Source organism: Kitasatospora sp. NPDC059571 (assembly GCF_042735675.1).
Taxonomy (GTDB): Bacteria; Actinomycetota; Actinomycetes; order Streptomycetales; family Streptomycetaceae; genus Kitasatospora.
The window spans coordinates 1-7,122 of sequence record NZ_JBHWBW010000288.1 but is presented as its reverse complement, the minus strand read 5'-3'; the positions used below and the strand labels follow the sequence as shown (position 1 = coordinate 7,122).

The window sequence follows — 7,122 nt, the reverse complement described above, 5'->3', positions numbered from 1 at the left end:
CCGCCCCCGCGCTCGGCGGGACCCCCCCACCCCCCCCCCCGCCGCGGGGGGGGGCGGGGGTGCCCGCCCGACCCCCCCGGGGGTCCGGCGCCGTCGGGCGCGGGACGGGGTCGAGCGGCCGGCTCAGCAGGTGAGGTTGCCGCCCGGGGTGGTGCCGAGGATCGCCACGAAGTTCTGGTAGGCGTTGACCCGGCTCTGGACCTGGGCGGGGTTGCCGCCGTTGCACTCGATGCTGCCGTTGATGCTGCGGATGGTCTCACCGAAGCCGGCGCCGTTGACCATCGCGTTGTGCGGGGTCATGGTGCCCGGCCCGCTCTGGGTGTTCCAGTACCAGAGCCCGGTCTTCCAGGCGACGGCGGCGTCGGTCTGCACCAGGTTGGGGTTGTGCAGCAGGTCGATGCCGAGGGCGTCGCCGGCCGCCTTGTAGTTGAAGTTCCAGCTGAGCTGGATCGGGCCGCGGCCGTAGTACGCGGACTGGCCCGCCGGGCAGCCGTACGACTGCGAAGTGTCGCAGTAGTGCGGGTAGTTGGCGGTGTTCTGCTCGACGATGTAGACCAGGCCGCCGGTCTCGTGGCTGACGTTGGCGAGGAAGGCCGCGGCCTCCTGCTTGCGCACGGTGTCGCTGCCGGTGGCCGCGAACGCCGGGTAGGCGCTCAGCGCGGCGGTCAGCCCGCTGTAGGTGTAGAAGGAGTTCCGGTTCGGGAACATCTGGTTGAACTGGGCCTCGCTGACCGGGAATCCGCCGGGGTTCGAGGTCTGGGTCGGGGTGGGTGTGCTGCCGCCACCGGAGCAGGAGTAGGGCTCCCAGTACCAGGTGGAGATGGTCGGGTCGTAGCCCGGGTTGTCGTGCGTGGCGCGGTACAGGTTGCCGTTGCTGTAGCGCACGATCGCGCCGGTGGCGTAGTTCTGGCCGGCCGCCCAGGCCGGGTAGTTGCAGTCGCCGCCGGGGGGCGGGGTGGTGCTGCCACCGCCGCCGCCGCAGGTGCCCTGGTCGGCCCAGACGCCCGAGCCGCCGGTGCTCGGGACCTCGTTCTGGGTCCACCACTTGGCGGTCCAGTTGTGGCCGTTGTAGGAGGCCGAGGTGCCGCCGGTGTACACGGCGGATGAGCTCCACGGCGCCGCGCAGGTCGCCGCGGAGGCGGCGGACGGCAGGACGAACGCCAGGCCGACCACGGCCGATGCCGCGGTCAGGAAGGCCAGCGCACGGCGCTTGACCGAGGTGGAGCGGTGCTTGACTGACACGTGATCACCCCTTGGGTGCGGTGGGGGCCGCACGGGATCGAGGACGGGAAACGCCCCGCGCGGGCCCGAGGGGTGGCAGGGGCCCGGCCGGTGTCGACGGCCGGGGTTACGGGCCGGTACGGGGACTGAGGAGGACTCAACCGTGCTGGTCTATACCTGTCAAGCCGTTAGGGGGATACCGTGCCGCTGTTAGGGCGGAGTTAAGGGTCCGCACCGCGCGGGGCACTTCACAGCCCGGCCGCCTACCGGGCGAGCAGCAGGTTCACGTCCCCGAACTCGTGCCACAGGTACCGCGCCTGCAGCGCCTCGGCGTAGCACCGCTCCAGCAGCGGTCGCCCGGCGACGGCCTCCAGCATCAGCAGGTGGGAGGCGCGCGGCTCGTGCCAGCCGGTGAGCAGACCGTCCACCGCCCGGACCCCTCGCTCCGGGGTGATCACCAGGTCGGTCCAGCCGTCGGCGGCGCGCACCGCGCCGTCCGCGTCGGCCGCCGACTCCAGTGCCCGGACCACGGTCGTGCCGACCGCGACCACCCGGCCGCCCGCCGAGCGGACCGCTCCGACCAGCGCGGCGGTGGACTCCGGGACGTGGAAGCGCTCCGCGTAGGGCGCCTCGTGCGCCTCCGGCGAGGCCACCCCCGTGTGCAGGGTGACCGGGGCGACCAGGACCCCGCGGGCCGCCAGGTGGGCCACCGTTCGGGTGGTGAACGGCCTTGCCGCGCTGGGCATTTCGCTGCTGCCCGGGACGGCGGCGACGACCGTCTGGTACGCCTCGATCGGCCAGTCCCGGTCGACGTAGCCGTACCGGATGGGCCGCCCGTGCCGGGCCAGGTAGCCGGTGAGTCCGCCGGGCAGGTGCAGGTCGGCGTGCCACAGCCGCGGGGTGAGGGCGGCGGTCAGCCCGGCCGTGCCGCCGCCGGGCAGGTCGATCCGCAGGCCCGCGCGGGCCGGCGAGGTGCCGGGCTCGTAGTACGCGGCGGCCCCGGCGGTCGGGCGGCGAAGCTCCACCAGGTACCGGCCGTGCCGGTCCGGCTGGGCGGAGGACAGGTGCAGCACCACGGCGGCGCCCTCCGGCAGCCGCCCGGTCAGTGCGGCGGGCAGCGTCCCGGAGTCGTTGACCACCAGCAGGTCACCCGGGTCCAGCAGGGCGGGCAGCTCGTCGAAGCGGTGGTGCGCGGTGTGCGGCCCGGCCCGCCGGCCGACCAGCATCCGCACGCCGTCCCGGGCCACGCCGCGGGCCTCGGCCGGGGCCCGGGCGGAGAGTTCCGGGGGGACGGTGAAGTCGAGCCCGTCGGCGCCCCCGCCGGCGTCGGGGCGGGTGCCGCCCCGCACGGTTGCGGCCATCTCAGGCCCCGGCCGGCGCGGTGGCGTCGGCGAGGTCGGCGGCGCGCAGGCGCCCCGAGGCCGGCCGGCCGCGGACCAGGCCGAGCAGCGCGGGGACGACGGTGGCGGGCAGCGGCCGGTCGGAGATGTCCTCGCCGGGGAAGGCCTCCTGGTGCATCCGGGTGCGCATGTCGCCGGGGTCGACCGCCCAGACGCGCAGCGCGGGCTCCTCGGCGGCGAGGACCGCCGAGGCGTGGTCGAGAGCGGCCTTGGAGGCGCCGTACCCGCCCCAGCCGGCGTACGCCTCGACGGCGGCGTCCGAGCTGATGTTGAGCACCGCGCCGCCGTGCCCGCGCAGCTGCGGCAGCAGCAGTTGGGTCAGTGCGATCGGGCCGAGCACGTTGACCTCGAAGGTCTCCAGCAGCCCGGGCAGCGGGAAGTCGGCGAGGGCCGGCATCGGCGCCCCGGCGAGGTCGTAACCGGTGAGCGTGGAGGCGTTGTTGACCAGCAGGGCGGCGCCGCCGAGGCCGGCGGCGGCCGCGGCGAGGCGCTCGCGGTGCGCGTCGTCGACGACCGATCCGGCCGGGGCGGCGACCTCGGTGAGGGCCGCCTGTTCGGCCGCCGCGGCGGCGAGCTCGGCGGGGTGCCGGGCGGTGATCACGAGGCGCCAGCCGTCGCGGGCGAGCGACCGGGCGAGTTCCAGGCCGAGGCCGCGAGAGGCTCCGGTCACGACGGCGACGCGTGGGGTCGGGGAGGTGTCCATGGCACGACTCTCCCGCCGCGGACCCGCTCGGCGGATCGGCCGACGGCCCGGGGACGGGGTGGTCCGTTGGGCCTACGGCCCCCGGCGGAGCCGGGCCGCGGGCCGCCGTCCGGGGTGCGGGCGTCCACGGACGACCCTTCGGGCGCGCCGCGAGTCGCGGCCGATCACACTGACCTACCATCGGACGATCCACCCGGCGGAACCGGAAGGGCATGCTCCGTGACGATCAGCGAGGCACTGACGGTCGATCAGGCGATCGACCGGATGGAGCGGCTGCAGGCCGCCCTCCCGCCGGCGGACGGCGTCGCCGTCTTCAACCGGATGTACCTGCGGGTCACCGGGCTCGTCCGGGAGCGCCTGGGCGCCGGGTACTTCGCCGACCCTGCGGGCATGGCCGAGCTCGACGCCCTGTTCGCCGCGCGCTACCTGGACGCGGTGGAGGCGGACGGCGACGGCCGGCGGCCCGCGTCCTGCTGGCGGCCGCTGTTCGACCTGCGGTCGCAGCCCGGCATCCACCCGCTGCAGTTCGCGCTGGCCGGGATGAACGCGCACATCGAGCACGACCTGCCGCTGTCCGTGCTGGACACCTGCCGGTTGCTGGGCCACCGCCCGGAGGACGTCCGGGCCGACTACCACCGGATCAACGACCTGCTGGCGCAGGTGGAGTCCGAGGTGCGGGAGGAGCTGCTGCCGGGCGCCGAGGCGCTGCGGGCGGCCGGGCCGCTGCTGCACGTGCTCGGCGTGTGGAGCATCGACCGGGCCCGGGACGCGGCCTGGGCCACCGTGGAGGCGCTGTGGGAGCTGCGGCACGCACCGGCGGTGGAGGACGCGGTCGCCGTCGCCCTCTCCCGGTCGGTCGGCATGACGAGCCGGGCGCTGCTCACCCCGATGGAGTGACCCCGCGGGGGTGACCCCGCGGGGCGCGCGGCGCCCGGCCGCGGATCACCAGCTGGAGTGCAGCGGCTTGCCCTCGGCGTAGCCGGCCGCGCTCTGCACGCCCACGATCGCCTTCTCGTGGAACTCCTCCAGGCTGGAGGCGCCGGCATAGGTGCAGGAGCTGCGCACGCCGGCCACGATCGAGTCGAGCAGGTCCTCCACCCCGGGGCGGGCCGGGTCGAGGAACATCCGCGAGGTGGAGATGCCCTCCTCGAACAGCGCCTTGCGGGCCCGGTCGTACGCGGACTCGTCGGCGGTGCGGTTGCGCACCGCGCGGGCCGAGGCCATGCCGAAGCTCTCCTTGTACTGGCGGCCGTCGGCCGTGGTCTGGAGGTCGCCGGGCGACTCGTAGGTGCCGGCGAACCAGGATCCGACCATCACGTTGGAGGCGCCGGCCGCGAGCGCCATGGCGACGTCGCGCGGGTGGCGGACACCGCCGTCGGCCCAGACGTGCTTGCCCAGCCGGCGCGCCACGGCGGCGCACTCCAGGACGGCGGAGAACTGCGGGCGGCCGACGCCGGTCATCATCCGGGTGGTGCACATCGCACCGGGGCCGACACCGACCTTGAGGATGTCCGCGCCGGCCTCCACCAGGTCGCGGACGCCGGCGGCGGACACCACGTTGCCGGCGACGATCGGCACCTGCGGGTCGAGACCGCGCACGGCGCGCAGCGCGGCGACCATCGACTCCTGGTGGCCGTGCGCGGTGTCCACCACGAGGACGTCCGCACCGGCCTCCACCAGGGCCTTGGCGCGGCCCGCGACGTCGCCGTTGATGCCGACGGTGGCGGCGATCCGCAGCTTGCCGTCGGCGTCGACGGCCGGGGTGTAGAGAGTGGCGCGCAGCGCGTTCTTGCGGGTGAGGATGCCGACCAGGGAGCCGTCGGCGGCGACCACCGGGGCGAGCTTGCGGTGCGCCTCGTTGAGCCTGTCGAAGGCGGACCGCGGGTCGATGCCCTCGTCGAGCAGCAGCAGGTCGCGGGACATCACCTCGGCGAGGCTGGTGAAGCGGTCCACGCCCTGGCAGTCGCCCTCGGTGACCACGCCGACCGGGCGGCCGTCCTCGACCACCACGAGGGCGCCGTGGGCGCGCTTGGGCAGCAGCGACAGGGCGTCGGCGACGGTGTCGCCGGGGCTGAGGGTGAGCGCGGTGTCGTGCACCAGGTGGCGCTGCTTGACCCAGCCGATCACCTCGGAGACGACCTCGATCGGGATGTCCTGCGGGATGGCGACGAGGCCGCCGCGGCGGGCCACCGTCTCGGCCATCCGGCGGCCGGCGATCGCGGTCATGTTGGCGACCACCAGCGGGATGGTGGTGCCGGTGCCGTCGTTGGAGGAGAGGTCGACGCCCTGCCGGGAGCCCACCGCGGACCGACTCGGGACCATGAACACGTCGTCGTAGGTCAGGTCGTACGCGGGCATGAGGTCGTTCAGGAAGCGCATGAAGGGGGCTCTCTGGCTGGGCGGTAGATACACCTGGGGCGCGGTTGCGGCTCGGCCGCAGGGCGCACTCGGGCGCCCCGCACCCAACCGTCAATGCTCATCCATACCCCGCCCGAAAGCCAGTTCACGCCGGAACCTTGAAGGTCCGCACAGCGGTGCGCGCGATCACGGCAGAGAGCCTTGGAGGAACCTACGAGGGCTGATCCCCGCCATGGAGTTGAACGCGTTCAAAATATCCGCCATGATGCTCCCGCCGGGGCCGCGACCGCACGACGGGCGCGGACGGCCCGGCGGCTCGGACGAGCGGAGGGGACGAACGTGGACGGTCCGTGGAGGACGGCGGCGCCCGGGACGGCGGTCGCGGTGACGGCAGGCACGGACGGCCCGGTGCCCCGGGGCGGCGTCCGGGTCGTCCGGATCGAGGGGGGACGGCCGTGAGGCACCTGCTGCAGCGCCACCCCTTCCCGATGCGGACCCGGTTCGCGCACTCCCTGGTGCTCACCTACGCGCTGCCGCCGCAGCTGCTCCGACCGCTCGTGCCGCCGGGCCTCGCCCTCGACACCTACACCGACCCGGGCGGCACCGAGCACGGCTTCGTGGCCGCCGCCCTGGTGGACACCCGCGGGCTGCGCCCGGCCGGGCTGCCCGAGCGGTTCGGCGCCGACCGGCTGCTGACCGGCTACCGGATCTTCACCCGGTTCCCGACCCCGGGCGGGCGGACCATGCGCGGCCTGCGGATCCTGCGCAGCGACACCGACCGGCGGCTGATGGTGGCGGGCGGCAACCTGTTCTCCCGGTACCGCTACCGGCTGGCCCGGATCGACTGCCGGGTGACCGGCGGCACCCTGGAGTTCACCGTGGACAGCCGCGACGGCCGCGCCGACCTGCACGTCCGGGCCGACCTGGCGAACGCGCCCGCCCCGCTGCCGGCCGGCAGCCCGTTCGCCTCCGCACGGGACGCCCGGCGGTTCGCCGGCCCGTTGCCCTACACCTTCGAGTACGAGCCGCAGACCCGGTCGGTGATCGTGGTGAGGGCCACCCGGACGGCCTGGGAGCCCACCCCCGTCGCGGTGGAGGTGCCGACCCTGACGTTCTTCGAGCACGGCCCGTTCGCGGGCACCCGTCCGGTGCTGGCCAACGCCTTCCACGTCGCGGACATCGACTACGGCTGGGAGGCCGGGCAGCGCCGCGGCGAGGACGGGGCAGCGCGGTGAGCGCGCGGCCCGCCGCGCCCCGGCGGCCCTCGGGCGTGCGCGAGGTGGTGGTCTACAACTGGCCGATGTACGCGGCCGCCGCGGTCGCCGCGGGCGCCGCCGGACTGCTCGCCGCACGGCTGCCCCGGCGGGGCCCCCGGGGGGCGCCGGCCCGGGGGCGGGCGGGCCGCGGGGGGGGGGGCGCGCCGGCGGCCCCCCCCGCGGG

General features: G+C 75.4%; 7 protein-coding genes. 3 read left to right on the top strand and 4 right to left on the bottom strand.

The window, feature by feature from the left end; translation table 11 throughout:
* Positions 1–123: 123 nt before the first annotated feature.
* The 3 genes from ACFV0G_RS26310 to ACFV0G_RS26300 all read right to left on the bottom strand — a co-directional run bounded on the left by ACFV0G_RS26310 (position 124) and on the right by ACFV0G_RS26300 (position 3,324).
* Positions 124–1,242 carry a glycoside hydrolase family 19 protein gene (locus tag ACFV0G_RS26310; RefSeq protein WP_380552808.1) on the bottom strand — a complete coding sequence of 373 codons (1,119 nt, stop codon included), beginning with the start codon at positions 1,240–1,242 and terminating at the stop codon, positions 124–126.
* Positions 1,243–1,484: 242 nt separating this feature from the next.
* Complete coding sequence (locus ACFV0G_RS26305) at positions 1,485–2,582, bottom strand: S-adenosylmethionine:tRNA ribosyltransferase-isomerase (RefSeq protein WP_380552805.1); 1,098 nt, start codon at positions 2,580–2,582, stop codon at positions 1,485–1,487.
* Position 2,583: 1 nt separating this feature from the next.
* On the bottom strand, positions 2,584–3,324 hold the full coding sequence (locus ACFV0G_RS26300; RefSeq protein ID WP_380552802.1) for an SDR family oxidoreductase: 741 nt from the start codon (positions 3,322–3,324) through the stop codon (positions 2,584–2,586).
* Between the two features lie 219 nt (positions 3,325–3,543).
* Between ACFV0G_RS26300 and ACFV0G_RS26295 the strand changes: the two genes are divergently transcribed.
* Positions 3,544–4,221, top strand: coding sequence for a DUF5995 family protein (locus tag ACFV0G_RS26295; protein WP_380552799.1), 678 nt, complete (start codon positions 3,544–3,546; stop codon positions 4,219–4,221).
* A 45-nt stretch (positions 4,222–4,266) separates the two neighbouring features.
* Here the strand turns inward: ACFV0G_RS26295 and ACFV0G_RS26290 are convergent, their stop codons facing one another.
* Entirely contained in the window at positions 4,267–5,703 is a 1,437-nt protein-coding gene (locus ACFV0G_RS26290) for a GuaB1 family IMP dehydrogenase-related protein (RefSeq protein ID WP_380552796.1), read from the bottom strand.
* 434 nt (positions 5,704–6,137) lie between these two features.
* Here ACFV0G_RS26290 and ACFV0G_RS26285 point away from each other — a divergent pair, with 434 nt between their 5' ends.
* Positions 6,138–6,917 carry a DUF2071 domain-containing protein gene (locus ACFV0G_RS26285; RefSeq protein WP_380552793.1) on the top strand — a complete coding sequence of 260 codons (780 nt, stop codon included), beginning with the start codon at positions 6,138–6,140 and terminating at the stop codon, positions 6,915–6,917.
* A partial coding sequence (locus ACFV0G_RS26280; protein ID WP_380552791.1) for a hypothetical protein occupies positions 6,914–7,122 on the top strand: 209 nt, incomplete at its 3' end. The genes ACFV0G_RS26285 and ACFV0G_RS26280, both read left to right, overlap by 4 nt.

Coding starts and splice junctions, on each gene's coding strand:
- ACFV0G_RS26305 (WP_380552805.1), bottom strand. CDS start 2,582: ATGGCCGCAACCGTGCGGGGCGGCACCCGCCCCGACGCCGGCGGGGGC.
- ACFV0G_RS26300 (WP_380552802.1), bottom strand. CDS start 3,324: ATGGACACCTCCCCGACCCCACGCGTCGCCGTCGTGACCGGAGCCTCT.
- ACFV0G_RS26290 (WP_380552796.1), bottom strand. CDS start 5,703: ATGCGCTTCCTGAACGACCTCATGCCCGCGTACGACCTGACCTACGAC.